The organism is Mucilaginibacter flavidus (assembly GCF_024055575.1).
Classification (GTDB): domain Bacteria; phylum Bacteroidota; class Bacteroidia; order Sphingobacteriales; family Sphingobacteriaceae; genus Mucilaginibacter; species Mucilaginibacter flavidus.
On the sequence record NZ_JAMXOE010000001.1, the window covers coordinates 405705 to 424140 of the forward strand.

An 18436-nucleotide genomic window follows, 5' to 3' on the forward strand; every position below is an offset into this window, starting at 1 on the left:
AATTTCAAATTGGAATAATGTTGTTACTTTAGGGCGTTATCGCTGCCAATAAACCAATCATTAACCATGATACTACTCACCATCCTTTTCTGCATTCTCCTGCTTGTTTTATTAGTTAGCTGGCTTAAAGTAACTCCTTTTGTGGCGTTTCTTATTGTTTCAATAACAGCGGGCTTGCTGCTGGGTATACCTTTGGATAAAGTTACCGCATCGGTTCAAAAAGGACTTGGTGATACGTTAAGCTCTATTACCATTATCATCTGCCTGGGCGCAATGTTGGGTAAACTGGTGGCCGAAAGCGGCGCAGCTCAAAAGATAGCGGAAGTTTTGGTTAATGCTTTTGGTGTTAAACATGTTCAATGGGCTTTGCTGATTGTGGGCTTTATTATTGGGATACCTTTGTTTTATAACACCGGGTTTGTGCTGGTGGTACCGCTCATTTTTTCAGTAACCTATAAATACAAACTGCCTGCTGTTTATATCGGCCTGCCGATGCTGGCTGCCTTGTCAGTTACTCATGGGTTTTTACCCCCACATCCTTCACCAACGGCGTTAGTTGCTATTTTCCATGCCGATATGGGCACTACTTTATTTTACGGGCTTATCCTGGCTATCCCCGCTGTAATATTGGCCGGACCGGTGTTTGCACTGGCGTTAAAAAAAATCCCGTCAAATCCGTTGGAGACTTTTATCGCCAAAGAAATACCGTCAGACAAACTGCCCGGAGCGGCCAATAGCTTTTTAACTGCGCTGCTGCCTGTTATTCTTATAATGGCCACCACCGTATATCTCAACCTGGATACGTCAAAGGGGCAAGCCCACAGGCTGATCGCATTTATAGGCGATGCCCCCATTGTTATGCTTATCTCGCTTATTGTGGCAACCTTTACCCTGGGTGTCCGCCAGGGAAAAACATTGAAACACCTTGGCGGAATTTATGGTGATGCGGCTAAAGATATATCGCTCATCCTGCTAATTATTGCCGGCTCCGGTGCATTTAAACAAGTGCTTACCGATAGCGGGATCACTCAAACTATCACCACCCTGTTTAAAAGCCTTAATGTGCAGCCCTTGTTCCTGGGATGGCTCATCGCGGCCATTATCCGCATCAGCCTTGGGTCAGCAACTGTTGCAGGGCTAACGGCTGCGGGCATTATATCGTCGATGGTGACCCACGATCATAGCATCAACCCCAATTTAATGGTGCTCGCAATCGGCGCAGGAAGCCTGGCATTTTCGCACGTAAACGACGGCGGCTTTTGGTTGTTTAAAGAATATTTTAACTTATCAATAAAGGATACAATAAAGTCATGGTCGGTGATGGAAACGATAGTGTCGGTTGTAGGGTTGGGTGGTGTGTTGGTTTTGAACGCAATAGTGTAGAGGAAAAAAAGCCGCGGCCCCGTGCGATTGACTAATATTGAGATTTTTAAAACATGTTAAAAAGAGCATTTAACATCGAATTCGGTAAACTATCCGACCACTCATTAGATTACATACAGGGAATTTTGCAGGATACGCGAATTACAACTATCCTATCGCTTAAAAACCTTTCGGTAGAGGAATTGGATTGGCAATATAAAGAAGGATGGAATACTATCGGCGCCTTGTTATCGCATATAGTGGGTATTGAAACCTATTTCCGGATAGAATTTGTAGAAGGCCGAAAACTTACCGATGAGGAAAACGAAAGATGGACGCCTGCACTGGATATGGGGGTGCATCTCCCGAAATTGATTATTCGGCAACCGGTTGAAGATTACGTTGCTCAGCTTACCGAATCGAGGGAATTGATGCTTGATGCATTAACCAAACTTACCCACGAAGATCTTATCAGGCGGATTGACGACTATGATGATGAAACGGGCTGCAACCTCGCCTGGGTTTTATACCACATGGCCGAGGATGAAATTTATCACCGGGGACAAATCAGTATGATCAGGAAGCTTTATAAGGATAGGTAAAGAGGCCCTACCCCTCAACCAATTCCTGCGATTTACTTTCCTTCTTCTTCTCTCCCTCAAAATAAGCCTTCCTTACAACTGCCGATGTTTTATGGTCGCCGGTGTGGCTCCAGCCGGGGGGCATGATGATGTAGAGGACTTTGTTTTTTAGTCCCGGAGCTTTGGCAACATCTTTTGCCAGGCCCACTATTTCGCCGAAATAGGCATCTAAAAAACTATGCGGTTTCATGGGCCGGGTAATACCGTATTCAATCGGCATGTCGCGGTCTTCTGGTTGGTAGGTTCCGAAAACTTTGTCCCAGATATTCAACAGGTTGCAAAAGTTGGTATCCATGTACTTGGGGTTTTTGGCATGGTGCACGCGGTGGTGGGATGGCGTAAGAATGATCTTACCAAGAAAGCCGAAGCGTGCATCATTGGCTATGTTCTCACCGATGTGGATAAAGCCGCCCCAAGTACCGTCGACAAACATAATTACTGCCAGTACTGCGGGATTAACGCCCAACAACATACAAATTGACGTCCTGATTACTGTAGCATAAGGCCCCTCGAGAAAAAAATGTGCGTAAGAAACTGATAAGTTCATGCTCGCTGGTGCATGATGGGTTGAATGCAGGCACCATAATATCCGCACTTTATGCGCCAAAAAGTGATAGATAAAATGCGAAAACTCCCAAACTACATAGCTATAAATAAACCAATACCAGGTAAACGTGGTATCGAAAATAGCATGTGGCTGGAAAAGACCGACACAAAAAACGTAAGCGCCTATGGAAATTAACTGGCCTATAAATGCATTAAATACGAAGGTAAAAAAGGATATTTTATAATCGAAGACCTTAAAACGTTTATAGAAAGCAGCCCGGATAACTTCAAATACTAATATCAAAGGGAGAATAGGCCCTATTGCGGCTTCAATACCTTTAAGGGTTAAAAATTCGCTATAATTACCAGTCTTTAAAATTTTGAGCAATTCGTCGTAACCGAAGAAGCCGCTGATGTCGTTCCAGGCGCCCTGTAAAATATTCATCGTACAAATATTAATAATTGGTAAATGCAAGGTAAGAAGTTTTGTTGAAAATCTACACCCAACACGCCATTGCCGGGCTAGTTACTCAACTTTGTCATTGCGAGCGAAGCGCGGCAACCTCGTCGCCCTGCCTCTCTACCCACGAATGGCGAACAATGCATAGCGATGAGATTGCCGCGCTCGTACCTCGCTCGCAATGACAACGTTTTTTAATTTGATTTGCTAATCAAAATCAAGGTTAAACTTGGTCTTAAGTTCAACCAGCGCCGGGTTTTTGGCCGCCATGTGCTGAAATTTTTCAGACGCAGTATACGGCCGCTTTACCACCGCAACTTCGTCAATGCGCGCATTTATTTCTATATCGAAGTTTTTTAGCGTCGTACGCAAATAGTTGAGCAGGTTGGGCCGCTCATCCCTGAACACGTTTTCCTGAACCTTATTCTCCACTATTACTTCGAATAAGTTTGGCTTAAGCTGCCTCGGGGGATTAGTGGTAAAAATGGTGAGCAGGTTTTTCTTCCCGTCGGCCTTCATCATTGCCGCGTAGTCGCTCCAGCATTTTAGGAGATGGTCGGGCGTGTAATCGTTTTTGGCATCGCCTTTAATGTAGGGATCTTCCTCCTCGGCCATAGCCTCCTTGGTTTTACCCACATCTTTTAACGACGGTATTTTTACCGATGTAGAGGGAGAATGTGCGTTTGGTATAAATATTTTAGGCTTTTCAGCGGCGGCTTCTTCTTTTATAATTTCAGCAACGGGCGGGTGTGCCGCCTGTCTTTCTACAACAGGGGCAACAGGCTTCACCGTATTAATTACAGGCGTTTCGGCAGCCGGTTTTTGTTCAGTAACCGGGGTTATTGCTGCGGAATCAGGTTTTTTTTTTAATTGCTCCTGCGATGCGGGCATTGAAGTGAGCGGCGTTACGGCCAAATTAAAGACCGCCTGCAGGTTACACATCTTGAGCAGGGCGAGTTCCACCTGTAGTCGCTGATTCTTGCTGAGCTTATAGCCAATATCGCACTGGTTGGCAATATTCATGGCCGATAACAGGAATGACACCGTCGCCGCCTGCGATTGCTGCAGGTATTTATTGCGGATACCTTCGCTAACTTCCAGCAGCTTTAAAGTGGCCTGGTCTTTTCCTACCAGCAGGTTGCGAAAGTGTTCAGACAGGCCGGATATAAAGTGTGCGCCATCAAAACCGCGCGAAAGGATTTCATCAAACAACAACAGCGTTTGGGCATTGTCCTGGCCCAGCAGCTTGTCGGTTATGTTAAAGTAGTAATCGTAGTCGAGGATGTTCAGGTTGTCGATTACCGAGCGGTAGGTAACGTTGCTGCCGGAAAAACTCACGATCTGGTCGAACATGGACAGGGCATCGCGCAGGCCGCCGTCGGCTTTTTGGGCGATGATATGCAGTCCGTCTACCTCGTAACTGATATTTTCTTTTTGGGCGATGGATGCGAGGTGCGACGCCATATCTTCAACCCGGATGCGGTTAAAATCAAATATCTGGCAGCGCGAAAGTATGGTTGGCAGTATTTTATGCTTCTCGGTAGTGGCCAGTATAAATATGGCATAATGCGGCGGCTCTTCCAGCGTTTTCAAAAACGCGTTGAAGGCTGCCTGCGACAGCATGTGCACCTCATCAATGATATAGATCTTATACCTCACACCCTGTGGCGGTATACGCACCTGCTCAATCAGGCTGCGGATATCATCTACCGAGTTATTGGAGGCGGCATCCAGTTCATGGATATTAAAAGAGTTACCGTTTTGAAACGACTGGCAGGACGCGCAAACGCCGCAAGCTTCGCCGTTTGGCTGTAAATTTTCGCAGTTTATGGTTTTTGCAAGGATACGGGCACAGGTAGTTTTGCCCACGCCACGCGGACCGCAGAATAAAAACGCCTGCGCCAGCTGATTATTCTTAATGGCGTTTTTTAGCGTATTGGTTATATGTTGCTGGCCAACAACGCTTTCAAAAGTAACCGGACGATATTTGCGTGCCGAAACAATAAAATTATCCACAGCTACTAAGGTAATAACAATAAAGTTATGTTAAAAGGTATGTGGGTAAATTACCGGGGCAATGAAACTTTACAGATGTGACGGTGCCGATATTTTTTTTTAAATTTGTATAAGATAATATACTCATGCAGCTATCAGACCTTGATATAAACAAAACTTACACCTACGCCGACTATCTCAAGTGGACGTTTGATGAGCGGCTGGAATTAATTAAGGGGAAAATATTCACCATGAGTCCGGCTCCGGGATCGGTACATCAAATAATTTCAGGAGTTTTATTTGTTGAATTGTACAACCACTTAAAGCATAAACCGTGCAGGGTTTTTTCAGCCCCATTTGATGTTAGGTTAAAAAGACGCTCAATTAATGACAAAGATATTACGACAGTGGTTCAACCTGATATCTGCGTGATTTGTGACCCTAACAAGGTGGATGCCAGGGGATGTATTGGTGCGCCGGACATAGTGGTTGAAATATTATCGCCAGGTAATAACAAAAAAGAGTTGAAAAATAAAAAAGATGCTTACGAGGAAGCCGGAGTACTTGAGTATTGGATTATTCATCCAGTTGAAAAAACATTTTTTAAATACTCGTTGGTAAATGGCACTTTCCAGTCGTCTGATATGCTTACTATTGGCGATGAAATAATCACCCCTATTTTGCCGGGCCTGTTGATTAGCCTCGACGATCTCTTTGCCGACCAGTTGCAATAAATTTGCCACCTGGTTTACGTGTTTTAATTTAGCTCCAACTGGCAGACGGTGCAGGATGGTCGTTTATGTGTAATCTCTAAATTTGGGCGGCAAATACAATCAGCCCAATTATTTTGACCTTACTGCGGTAAATTATTTTATTTCAACAGCTATTGATGACCACTAACTTTTCAAAAAAATCGCCATTAAACATAGTCCTTATCGGTGCATTACTGATTTTTAACGTTGCTTTTGCTAACGCAGTCGCAAAAGTCACCCGGCTTGAATGCGAATACCTCGCCAACCCTATCGGTGTGGATTCGCCCCATCCGCGGTTAATGTGGGTGATGGACGACCGCAGGCAGGGCGCAAAACAAACAGCTTACCAATTATCAGTGAGCACCGATTCAGTTGAGTTAACCAAAGGCATCGCCAACAACTGGCAAAAAGTTAAAATTATGAGCGATGTTAATCGCGTAAACTATAACGGAAAAGCCTTGCAGCCATACACCAAATACTACTGGCGGGTGCAGGTTTGGGACAAGGATGGCAAAACTGTTACATCGCCGGTGGCTACATTTGAAACCGGGCTTATGGGCATGGTAAACTGGAAAGGCGGCTGGATAAGCGATGGGCATAACGCCAATACCAAACCGGCACCCTATTTTAGGCATGCGTTTGATATCACCAAAAAAATAAAATCGGCACGGGCTTACATTGCGGTAGCAGGATTGTATGAATTATATGTTAACGGCGAAAAAATCGGTAATCACCGCCTCGACCCAATGTACACCCGGTTCGACAGGCGGACACTTTATGTTACTTATGATGTTACCCGGCAATTGCAAGCAGGTAAAAATGCAGTAGGTGTATTGCTGGGCAATGGCTGGTATAACCACCAGAGTACGGCCGTATGGTATTTCGACAAATCGCCATGGCGTAACCGGCCGGCATTTTGCCTGGATTTACGCGTCACCTACACCGATGGCACGACAGAAACCATATCATCAAACCGGAATTGGAAGACCCACACCGGCCCCATCACATTCAACAGTATTTATACCGCCGAACATTACGATGCGCGCCTGGAGCTACCTGGATGGAACACGGCTTCATTTATTGACACGGCCTGGAAAGATGCGTTTGACCGGTCGGCGCCATCGAATAATATAGTTGCACAAACCATGCAGCCGATCCGTGCCATAGAAAAAATCCCAGTGCAAAGCATCAAAAAGCTGGATGATAAAACATACCTCTTTGATTTGGGTCGCAACATTTCGGGCGTAAGCAGTATAACTGTTAAAGGCGAAGCAGGCACGGTTATCCGCCTTAAGCATGCGGAGAAACTGGGCAAAAATGGGTTTGCCGACCAATCGAATATCGACATCCACTACCGCCCAACTGATGACCAGGACCCTTTCCAAACCGATATATTTATTTTAAGCGGAAAAGACGAAGAAACTTTTATGCCCCGCTTTAACTATAAGGGTTTTCAATATGTTGAGGTTAGCAGCGACAAACCTATCGAACTAAAAAAAGAAAGCCTATCCGGTTATTTTATGCACAGCGATGTAGAAGCTGTCGGTACAATCAATTCGTCGAGCAATACGCTTAATAAGATCTGGCAGGCGACAAATACTTCATACCTGTCGAACTTTTTTGGTTACCCTACTGATTGTCCGCAGCGCGAAAAGAACGGCTGGACCGGCGATGCGCACATAGCCAGCGAAACCGGCTTGTATAATTTCGACGGCATTACCATCTATGAAAAATGGATGGCGGATCACCGCGACGAACAGCAGCCAAACGGCGTGCTGCCCTCCATCATCCCGTCGAACGGTTGGGGTTACGAGTGGGGCAATGGGCCCGACTGGACCAGCACGGTAGCCATTATCCCCTGGAACCTGTACCTGTTTTATGGCGACAGCAAAACCCTGGGCGATAATTACGATGCCATAAAAAAATATGTAAACCACATTGACGACCTCTACCCTACCGGCCTCACCACCTGGGGGCTGGGCGACTGGGTGCCGGTAAAATCGGTAACACCGGTTGAGTTTACCTCGACCGCCTATTATTTCGCTGATGTTACCATCATGGCAAAAGCGGCAAAATTATTCGGCAGGCTGGATGACCAGAAAAAGTATGAGGCGCTGGCATTAAAAATTAAGACCGCATTCAATGCAAAATATTTAAACACCGCAACCGGCATTTACGACAAAGGTTTTCAAACAGAACAAAGCGTACCGTTGTTTTGGGGCATGGTGCCCGACGGCCTTAAACACAAAGTAGCGTCGGTACTTGCCGACCGGGTTAAAGAGGCCAACAACCACTTGGATGTTGGGATTTTAGGCACCAAAGCCATATTAAGCGCATTGAGCGATAATGGGTATGCTGATGTTGCCTACTCCATTGCCTCGCAGGAAACTTTCCCATCCTGGGGATGGTGGATAGCACGTGGAGCGACTACGCTGTATGAAAACTGGAATATCGATGCCGATGACGCCCTATCATTAAACCATATTATGTTTGGCGAAATTGGCGCCTGGTACTATAAAGGTATCGGCGGTATAAAACCCGACCCGCAATCGCCGGGCTTTAAAAATGTATTGCTGACGCCCAATTTTGTAGAAAAGCTCGACCATTTTGAATCGGAACATACCGGCCCGTATGGTAAAATTGTTTCTGCCTGGAAAAGGAAGGGTGATGTGGTTGAATATTCGGTGGTTATTCCGGCAAATTCTACGGCGATGATTTACTTCCCGGCGGGAAAAACGATTACCGCCAATGGAAAGGCAGTTAATGCGGTTAATGGGTTAAAGGTTGTGGCGGGGAATTATGCTTATTTGATAAAATAGTGGTAGGGGTATATCGCATACTTTAGCCTTCAACTTAATGTGAGTTTTCCATAATCATGCCAGTAATGCGTTCCATTTCCCTACGTGGAACACCCGAAACGCTATGAAACATGCTAATAATCAACATATTCAATTTTCATGCAATATTTGTATTTTGCAGGATGCCGCATGATCAGTAGCGGCTTTTTACACACCACGCAGTTCTTTGCCCTTTGGTGGCATAATCAACAAGCGAAGAAGAGAAATGAGAAAAATGTAACTTAGCATATTATGTCAAACAAGAAAGCTTAGCAACAGATATCAAACATATATTTCATAGCATTATTCAATTGTTTGTAAGGTAAAGACTACGAATGCACCAACGGGCATAAATTTCAGAATGAAAAAGATAATTTTAATCCATTTTTCGCTATGGATAGTAATATCAGCACTGTTTACCTATTTTTCGGAAGTTATTACAAAAGCACTATTTCGGGGATTTGATGATATTTCAATTTTTTTAGGCGTTCTTATAACTGGAAATGTTTTAATATTGGTAATACTGGTAATATCCCTGATTGTGATTTTCATTAGACGTAAGAGAAAAGGCATCAAACATCTTTCCTAACATTCTGAAAAAGCCTGTAACGTTAGTGAAATGCCCTTTTTGTGGCGCTGATAATAAACTAATTAAGGATTAGGACTACGAGTTCTCAAACAGGCCTGAGTTTATAGCGAAATATTAAAAACACAGAATGAATTTTAATACAGCTTTGAAATCAATAACATCAATTGAATCTAATTTAGATGGCGACATAAAATATTCTTATGATTTAACCAATATCAATACGTGTAAATTAATCATGTTATGTAGTGATGGAGCAGAACGTCATTTAACCTTCAAATTGAAAAAGGAAATCAAAAGAAGGGTTTATGTAAATTTTATTTGTAACGATTTTCGCATTGATTTTCCCCTTATGAAAGGTGTCGAGCGATTTAAATTTGGAATTAAGGATTTCACTATAATGTTATCTTATGGGATTAAGTCCGATAAGATTTCACCCAATGGTAATTTTGATATAGAGTTTTAATATTATTTTTTTCCTCGCAGGTCTGTCAAAGATTTAAGTTAACCCATAAAAATTCTTCAAGTATATTAAAGGGCCATCGGCCTGAAACATATTGTAGCCACGGGTTTCAACCCATGGTAGATTGATTTTTTAAAAAAAAGAGTGCCATCGGCACGAAATATATTAAGGTGTAAATATTCAAAAATATTGGTCGAACCTAAGGTTCTGAATCAATTTCGTCTTTATTCCACGGGTTAAAACCCGTGGCTACAATATCCGGCCGAGGCTACGCCTCTTTAATTCACCTAACTGCCCGCTGCAAAAATCCATATGTTTTTTGTGGATTAACTTAAACTCGTAGAGGACCCTGCGTTGGTGTGTAATAATCGAGCCGAAGAATGCATACAAGCTATTTTGTTCTGAAATGTTAATCCACAGCTGGGTCCTCTGTCGAGAGACCCTGCGGAAGAGGTCCTTAAAAATTCCGACATCGAACATCCGACCGCGTGCCGCCTTAGCTTTAGCGGTGGCGCAAATCCGAAATCTTCTGCCACAATAATATTACACAAGCCCTCAAATTTGTGAAAGCTATTTATTTGCTGTAGCTTGGTTTGCTGATAACTGACTTATAAAGCTATGAACAAATTTTTACTCGCGGCCATACCCTGTGCCCTGGTATTTTCCGCCCGTGCCCAGCAGGGCCCTCCTCTCACAACAAAAGATTATGAACGCGCCGAAAGCTTTTTGAGCTATGGCACCGAACCACTGATTGATAACGCCACGGTACGCCCGGATTGGCTGCCCGATGGTCGTTTCTGGTACCGTAACCTGAATGCTACCGGCAGCGAATTTATATTGGTCGACCCGGCTAAAGGCACACGCTCAGCAGCATTCGACCAGGCAAAACTTGCCGCAGGTCTTTCTACAGCAACCGGTAAACAATACACCGCAGCAATGCTGCCTTTTCAAAGGTTCACCTTTTCGGCAGATGGGAAAGCCATTGTGTTTATGGCTGATGGCAAGCAATGGAAAGCCGACCTGGGCTCGTATGTTGTTACCGAAGATGGTTCGCCCATGGCTGCTGAAGCAGGCGGCGGCGGAAGGCGTGGTGGCAGAGGCGGCGCAGGTGGTGTAAACCTATCGCCGGATGGCAAAAAAGGCGCTTTCATTCGCGACTGGAACCTTTGGGTGCGCGATATGGAAACCAAAAAAGAAACCCAGCTAACTACCGACGGTGTTAAAGATTATGGCTATGCCACAGATAACGCCGGCTGGAAACACAGCGATAATGCAATTTTGATATGGTCGTCTGACTCGAAAAAGATCGCCACTTTTAAAGACGACCAGCGCAAGGTTAGCGATATGTACCTGGTTACTACCAACGTAGGCAAACCAACCCTTAAAGAATGGAAATACCCGCTGCCTGGTGGCGAGATACCAATGATACAACGCTGCATCATCGATATTGACAATGCAAAAGTGGTAATGACCAAAGTTGCTCCTGATCCGCACCGCGCTACATTGAGCGATGACATCGCCAGCAGCGGTACTATGGATGATATTTACTTCAGTTCAGATAACACGAAAGTTGCTTTCGTGTCAACATCGCGCGATCATAAAAACGAAAAAGTTCGCATTGCTGATGCTGCTACCGGCGACGTACGCGAAGTTTTTGAAGAGACTGTAAAAACACAGTTTGAATCAGGTCACGGCGGCATTAACTGGCGCTACCTGGATAAATCGAACGAAATTATCTGGTTCTCAGAACGCGATAACTGGGGCCACCTTTATTTGTATGATGCCACCACCGGCAAGGTTAAAAACCAGATAACCACAGGCGACTACTTAGTCACCAACATTTTAAAGATTGACGAAAAAGCCCGCATGATTTATTTCACGGCTGATGACCGCCAGGCAGAGAATCCTTACTTTGCACAATTCTGCAAAATTGGTTTCGATGGCAAACATTTCGCCAATCTTACACCTGAGGCGGGCAACCATAACGTTACTTTATCGCCAAACGGCAATTACTTTGTTGACAGCTACTCAAAACCAGACGTACCACCGGTTACCGTGCTGCGCGATTTGAACGGCAAAATGATTGCCACCTTAGAAAAAGCTGATGTATCAAGGTTAATGGCTACCGGCTGGAAACCCCTAACTACGTTCTCTGTTAAGGCCCATGACGGCAAAACAGATATCTATGGTTTGATGATAACTCCGTCAAAACTCGATCCGAATAAGAAATATCCAATTATTGATTATATCTATCCTGGTCCGCAGGGAGGTAGCGTTGGCAGTTGGTCGTTCGCAGCTTCAAGGGGCGATGGACAGGCGCTTGCAGAGTTGGGCTTTATAGTAGTTGAGGTTGAAGGCACCAGCAACCCGCTGCGTTCAAAAAGCTTTCACGATATGAGCTATGGTAACATGGCCGAAAACACCTTGCCCGACCAGATAACAGCTATTCGCCAACTGGCCTCGAAATATGGTTACATGGACACAACCCGCGTTGGTATATGGGGACACTCAGGCGGTGGTTTTGCTACAGCCGGCGCGATGTTCCGTTATCCTGACTTCTTTAAAGTTGGCATATCAGAATCGGGCAACCACGAAAACCTTAACTACGAGGATGATTGGGGCGAACGCTACAACGGATTAGTAGGCAATGCTGACTACGCTGCCCAGGCCAACCAAAACCTGGCAAAAAATCTGAAAGGTAAACTGATGCTTGCCCACGGCTTAATGGACGATAACGTACCGCCATATAACACCTTATTAGTTGTTGAAGCGCTTGAGAAAGCCGGCAAGGATTATGACCTGGTGGTGTTCCCTAACAGTCCGCATGGCTATGGCCAGTATTCGCCGTACATGACGCGCCGTCGCTGGGACTATTTCGTAAAGAACCTCCTTGGTGTTGAGCCACCGCACGAATACCAGCTAAAAGCCAAATCCGACCCACGCAATGGTGGCGGAAGGTAAAAATTAGGAAACCTGTATCTTTTTATATGGCCTGCTCCTTTTCGGGGCAGGCTTTTTTTGTTGGATGATAGAATGATCCTTAAAAAACTCCAGCGCATTCGCTCTTCGGAAATTTTATGCGACGCTGGTGTACGTTCAAACGATAAATTGACAAAACTAGTAGCCTTTAGTCGAAAGCTACCGATGAACAAAGCAAAAAAAGCGCGGGTTGACAGGGTTGACACAATTTCGAGGCTGCTATGATATAACGATCACAAAATCAAATAATTACTAAAAACCAGCAGGCAAAACGTGAAAATAATAGCAAAGCAGGAATTGACAACTGACGCGTCGATTTAAACAAAATCCCCGGCTGCTTTCACAACCGGGGATAAAGATTTGTAAAGTATTTAAATTAATGAAGCCAAATTAATGGGTATCAAAGAAAAGCTTTGTAGTTACCACGTCACCACCGATGGCAGCAGATGCCTTGTCGTAGTTTGGCTTGTTAACATTTTGTTCGCTTATAGGGTAGGTAAAGCGCACCGGGAAATCGCTAAACGCGCTGGGTGGTGGCACCAATGCCGGGTAATCCAGTTTCCTATTTACTATCCAGGCATCCCATCCCCTGTTATAAAGGGCGATATACTCCTGACCGGCAATTTTTTGCAGCGGTGTAGCACCGGCAGCGGTTGCATAGGCAATATTGGTTTGTGCAAGGAAAGTCCCGGTTGGGTTGGCGCCTGTCCAATACAATACAGAGGCGCTTATCGCGGCAGTATAGTGCGATTGAATAGTACCACCAACAGCGTATCCCCGTGCAACTGCTTCCGCAAGGTTAAATTCTGTTTCCGAGTAGTCTAACAGCAGGCCAGGGAAGTCAGGGTTGGTAAGGTTTCCGATAGCGCCTGGCGTTAACAGTGCTCCTGCCGGTAACGAGTAATCTGAAAATGCAAGCGAACCATCACCTGTGCCGTTATCTGCACCTTCGTAAATGTTGTTGGATGCACTTTTGGCAAAGAAATATGGAAGCCTTGGGTCCTGTGTTGGGGTATTAGGATTAAGCAAATCGATGAATTGACTTGTACCCACAAAATCGTGCCTTTGGCTTTGTACCAGGTTAACCCAAATTGGATTGGTGTTTGGCGGGGTTGCAACATATTGGAATAAGGCATTATCATCATTCGATGTAAAAACGCCTGCGGTAACAGCAGCCTCAACAGTGGATTTTGCCGTTGCCGGGTCTGAATCGGCAATGGTTATGCCCATTTTAAGCTTGAATGTGTTGGCAAACTTTTTCCATTTGTTTACATCGCCACCATAAATTATATCAGCTGCACCTATGCTGCCAGAATTTGGATCCAATGCCGCTATGTCGGCATCAAGGCGGGTTAACAATGCAGTGTATACAGTTTTGGCATCATCATACTTTGGAAACGGCTTATTAATATCCAAAGCTTCAGAATATGGAATATTACCGAAAGTAGTAACCAAATAATAATAGCTGTACACCTGCAAAATATCGGCAATAGCCGTTTGATTTTTAAGCGTCCCGGCGTCTTTCACATCAAGGACCATAGCTTGTTTCGATTTTTCGAAATTTTGCAGTGTGTTGGTATAAAGGGCGGTCCAGATGCCATCGGGTTGTTTACGGTAGCTTATCTGGTATTGGGTTTCATTTAAATATTGGGTTTCTGTCCATTGCTGTTCAATTAACCTGAATATATTTAAATTCACACTTGGCGACGTCACCGTATTGGTCAACAACCTCTCAGCCTCGGTAAACAACGAGTAGGATGGCACGGTGGAAGGGTTTTTCGGATCGACATTTAAACTTGTCAAATCCTTTTTGCAGGCCCCCAAAGTAAGCAAGGCTGCAAAAATTAATGCTGTTTTTTTCATATCTGTGATGATTAGAAACGTAGTTTTAAATTAAACGAAATGGTACGCACAGTTGGGTATGCACCTTCCTGTATGCCCTGCAGGTTGCCTGATGATAATCCTTCTTCAGGGTCGGCATAAGGCAGGTTTTTATGGATTATCCATAAGTTACGGCCAATAACCTGGAACGTAACCTCTTTTACCGGCCCTAACTTGCCAATTGCACCCTGTGGCAGTGTGTAGCCCAAAATAGCTTCCCTTAATTTAATGAAGCTGGCATCATACACAAATGCTTTTAACGGTAATAAGCCTGCGCCATCGCCAAATGAGCCATAAGGGCCACCGGGCACACGCACGGTATTGGGCTGACCATCGGCAGTAACGCCCGGACGGATAAAGCCACCGCTGTTTGTACCTGTAGTAAGCGGGCTGCGTACCGGGTTCCCTAAATCGTTTGTATAAGCAGTTAACGGGTAAATCCCGTCAGCTAACCCATAAGCTAAGTCGTTAGAGAATACCGAACCGCCTTTACGGATATCGATAAGGAAGCTTAAATTAAAACCTTTGTAAGTAAAGTTGTTATTGATACCACCGGTCCAATCGGGGTTTGTGTTACCGATGTCGTGGTTTGACGAACCTGTTAAAACATACTGTCCATCAGGACCTACTATTGGCTGGCCGTTTTTATAGTAAGTATAATCTGTTCCCCTGATGGTACCCAGCGAGCCATGAAGCGGTGCGTTTAAGGTTTCGCCATTCTGGAAGCTGCCTAACTGCAGGTTTTGCGCCTCGTTGCCGGTTGCATCTTTAAACAATGCGGTAACTTCGTTGCGGTTGCGGGTAAAATTCAGGTTAATTTTCCAGCTAAAATCTTTCGACTTCAACGGGGTACCGTTTAATGAAAGCTCGAAGCCTTTATTGCGCACGTTACCTGCGTTTAAATATTCCGCAGTATAACCGGTAGCTCCGGATACGTTTACAGGCAATATTTCATCAAAAGTATTGGTTACGTAGTAGCTACCGTCAAAACCTAAACGATTGTTAAAGAATGACAACTCCAGGCCAATTTCCTTGCTTTTGGTTTGCTCAGGTTTCAGGTTGGCGTTGTTTTTGGTTGTGCTGGCAACTGTTTGCGGGTTTGAGCCAAACGGTGGCACGATAGTATAAGTATCGTTAACACTGTAAATCGGCGCATCGGCACCAACCTGTGCATAGCTGGCCCTTAACTTTCCGTATGATAACCAGCTGTATTGTTTAAGCAGTTCAGAAAAAATAAAGCCGGCCGAAACTGAAGGATAGTAATATTTATTATTTACTGCCGGTAAGGTTGATGACTGGTCCCTGCGGATTGTACCATCAACCGTTAACATATTTTTCCAGGTAAGGGTTGCACCTGCAAAAACACCATTGATTTCCCTGCGTTGGTAAACCTCTGTTGGCGATAAGGGCGAACTTAATGTATTGGTCAACGAGTATAAACCAGGTATAATTAAACCGCCGTTGGTGCTCGCAAAAATACTATTATCGCTGTTTTTCCTGATGTTGGTACCCAACAATGCTTTCAGGTTAAAATCGTTACCCAGGTTTTTATTAACGTTGGCTAACAGGTCGAAGTTGGTTTCGGAATAGTTATGGTTAAACCTTGAATAGTAAGGAAGGCCAATACTGCCCACGTCATAACGCTCTTCCTGCAGTTCCGAATAAGTATCCAACGATACACGGCCCATGAAGCTTAACCAGCTTGTTGCTTTATAATTCAGGTTGATATTACCTAAATACCTGTTACGCGAGTCGGTTTCATAGTTATGTTCGGTTACCCAATACGGGTTGTTCCAATAAGCAGGGAAGGTGTTGCCGTGTCTTGGGTCGGCCATGTTCCAGGTTATGTTTGATTTTGTACGGTCGTAAGCAGCCTTAAGCTCCTGCACGTCAACGTTTGTTTCCCACCATTGCCTGAAACCAGAGACAACGTTCCTGTTATCGGAGTTTGCACCGTCATAACCGGTTCCGCCACGGCCAGTGCCGTTAGTGTTGTAATAGTTTATGCTTGCGCCTACTATTAATTTGGGTGTAATGTTATAAGTCCCCGAAAAATCAACCAGGTTCTTTTTTAAATTACTGTTTGGTATTACGCCATTTTCATTGCTGTTGGTATATCCCAATTTAAAAGTGCCATTATCACCACCATTGGTAATCATGATACTGTTATTGGTTGATACCGGCTTTTCAAAAAATGTAGTAGGGTCGTTTTTAGCGGCAACCCATGGTGTGGCTTTACCATAATTTGGCGAACTTGGGTCAAAGGCATTCCATTGATATACATTTAAACCAGGATTAAAAGCCGGCCCGTTTGATGCATCAGCATCTGTTTGCACAACTTTAGCATTTGGATTGCCAAATACATTTCCGGAGTAGAATGTACCGCCATAGCCTGCGCCATATTGCTTTTGATATTGTGCAAAGGTTGATTTATCTATCGCACCAAAGCTAACAGTTGAGTTAACAACAATACCCAGGCCTTTTTTGGCTTTCTTGGTGGTAATTAAGATAACACCGTTGCTACCGCGTGAGCCATACAATGCTGTTGCACCGGCACCTTTTAACACAGTAACGTTTTCAATATCATCAGGGTTAATGTCAGATGCGGGGCTACCGTAGTCATAACCGCCGCCACCTTGCTGTTGGTCGCCACCGTTGGTATTGGTATTATCAACCGGCACACCATCAATAACAAACAGCGCCTGGTTATTACCGTAAATTGATTTGTTACCACGCAACACCACGTTGGTTGAGCCGCCCAAAGCATTATTCTGGCGGATCTCCAAACCGGCTACCTTGCCCGACAGTCCATCAATAAAGTTGGTTGAGCGTTGCTTGCTAACTTCATCGCCGTTAACCTGTTGCGCCGCATAGCTTTGCTGGTTACGTGTACGTGTTAAACCAAGTGCGCCGGTAACAACCACTTCACCAAGCTGTTGGGCGGTTGCAACCATTACCACATTTAGCGTGTTTCCGGTTGGGGTTTGTAACTGGGTAGCATAACCCAAAAAGCTGAACGAAAGTGAACCACCATCGGGTATGCTTAAAGTGTATTTACCATTAACGTCGGTTTGGGTTCCGTTTGTTGTTCCTTTTATGGATACCGTTACGCCTGGCAGCGGTAAGCCATCTTCTTTAGCCGTAACTGTCCCGGTTACGGCATGAGTTTGTGCAAATAGCCGGCCCGCGGCTAAAAGGAGAAAGCACAAATTCAGTAGTAGAATTTTTTTCATGAATAAATAGATAATTTAATAGTTAATGTTTAGCGTTAGTTAGTTAACGCAATAAAGGCGGTAAACGTACAGCTACTTTTCGTTTAACTAAAATTTATTTCTGTAATATTTTGTTTACAGAATGTAAATTAATCGTAACGAACTATTTACAATAATTTAGTATAACAATTCAGATTTTCGGCCGTTTCAAAAGCACAACTACCTGAGTTATTTGTAACTATTAGTTAATAGTAAATCTATAATAATAAGGCAGTTATTAGTTAATTGTGGCCGGAAAATACGCGAGGTATTTTCCGGCTTCTTTTTTAATAAAGGCAGATATTGATGGGATATTGAGATGTATTATAAAACATATTGGAATGTATTGTCCAATATGACATCGTATTTAAATGGCGCTTTTTTTTTCCGAATATTGCCTTAAAACCTATTTCAAGGGGCTTTTTATCTCCCAAAGTTTTAGTTTTAGTTTAAATTTCAACCTGGAAAAATGAGTTATCCGGCAGGAAACAGCTGAAATAAATGCAGATTTTTTAGTGTAAAACTTTGTTGTTGACTATAGCCAGCAGCAACAATACGATGAATTTTCAATTTTTTTCTAAGAACGCCGGGATAAATTCCTGCAAAAATTAAATCAGAATCTGGTTTATTGGTACTATTATCACCAAAATTGATCAGCTCAAAACATCATTTTTTAAAGTGGG

At 44.1% G+C, this 18436-nt stretch carries 10 protein-coding genes; 6 read left to right on the forward strand and 4 right to left on the reverse strand.

Annotated elements, in window-relative coordinates:
• Positions 1–66 precede the first annotated feature (66 nt).
• Positions 67–1383 carry a gluconate:H+ symporter gene (locus NAF19_RS01830; RefSeq protein ID WP_252788038.1) on the forward strand — a complete coding sequence of 439 codons (1317 nt, stop codon included), beginning with the start codon at positions 67–69 and terminating at the stop codon, positions 1381–1383.
• 53 nt (positions 1384–1436) lie between these two features.
• Positions 1437–1964, forward strand: coding sequence for a DinB family protein (locus tag NAF19_RS01835; protein WP_252788039.1), 528 nt, complete (start codon positions 1437–1439; stop codon positions 1962–1964).
• 7 nt (positions 1965–1971) lie between these two features.
• On the opposite strand, the gene NAF19_RS01840 is transcribed toward NAF19_RS01835, so the two are convergent.
• A complete protein-coding gene (locus tag NAF19_RS01840) occupies positions 1972–2994 on the reverse strand; it encodes a sterol desaturase family protein (RefSeq protein WP_252788040.1) in 1023 nt (340 codons plus the stop codon).
• Between the two features lie 222 nt (positions 2995–3216).
• Positions 3217–5025 carry a DNA polymerase III subunit gamma/tau gene (locus tag NAF19_RS01845; RefSeq protein ID WP_252788041.1) on the reverse strand — a complete coding sequence of 603 codons (1809 nt, stop codon included), beginning with the start codon at positions 5023–5025 and terminating at the stop codon, positions 3217–3219.
• 125 nt (positions 5026–5150) lie between these two features.
• Here NAF19_RS01845 and NAF19_RS01850 point away from each other — a divergent pair, with 125 nt between their 5' ends.
• The 4 genes from NAF19_RS01850 (at position 5151) to NAF19_RS01865 (ending at position 12603) form a co-directional block, all read left to right on the forward strand.
• On the forward strand, positions 5151–5738 hold the full coding sequence (locus tag NAF19_RS01850; RefSeq protein WP_252788042.1) for a Uma2 family endonuclease: 588 nt from the start codon (positions 5151–5153) through the stop codon (positions 5736–5738).
• A 155-nt stretch (positions 5739–5893) separates the two neighbouring features.
• Positions 5894–8575, forward strand: coding sequence for an alpha-L-rhamnosidase (locus NAF19_RS01855; protein WP_252788043.1), 2682 nt, complete (start codon positions 5894–5896; stop codon positions 8573–8575).
• A gap of 734 nt (positions 8576–9309) precedes the next feature.
• On the forward strand, positions 9310–9645 hold the full coding sequence (locus NAF19_RS01860; protein ID WP_252788044.1) for a hypothetical protein: 336 nt from the start codon (positions 9310–9312) through the stop codon (positions 9643–9645).
• 615 nt (positions 9646–10260) lie between these two features.
• Positions 10261–12603 (forward strand): S9 family peptidase, encoded by a 2343-nt coding sequence (locus NAF19_RS01865; protein ID WP_252788045.1) that lies wholly within the window; start codon positions 10261–10263, stop codon positions 12601–12603.
• A 408-nt stretch (positions 12604–13011) separates the two neighbouring features.
• On the opposite strand, the gene NAF19_RS01870 is transcribed toward NAF19_RS01865, so the two are convergent.
• Positions 13012–14484, reverse strand: a complete 1473-nt coding sequence (locus tag NAF19_RS01870; protein WP_252788046.1) for a SusD/RagB family nutrient-binding outer membrane lipoprotein — start codon at positions 14482–14484, stop codon at positions 13012–13014.
• Between the two features lie 11 nt (positions 14485–14495).
• Positions 14496–17735 carry a SusC/RagA family TonB-linked outer membrane protein gene (locus NAF19_RS01875; protein ID WP_252788047.1) on the reverse strand — a complete coding sequence of 1080 codons (3240 nt, stop codon included), beginning with the start codon at positions 17733–17735 and terminating at the stop codon, positions 14496–14498.
• Positions 17736–18436 lie beyond the last annotated feature (701 nt).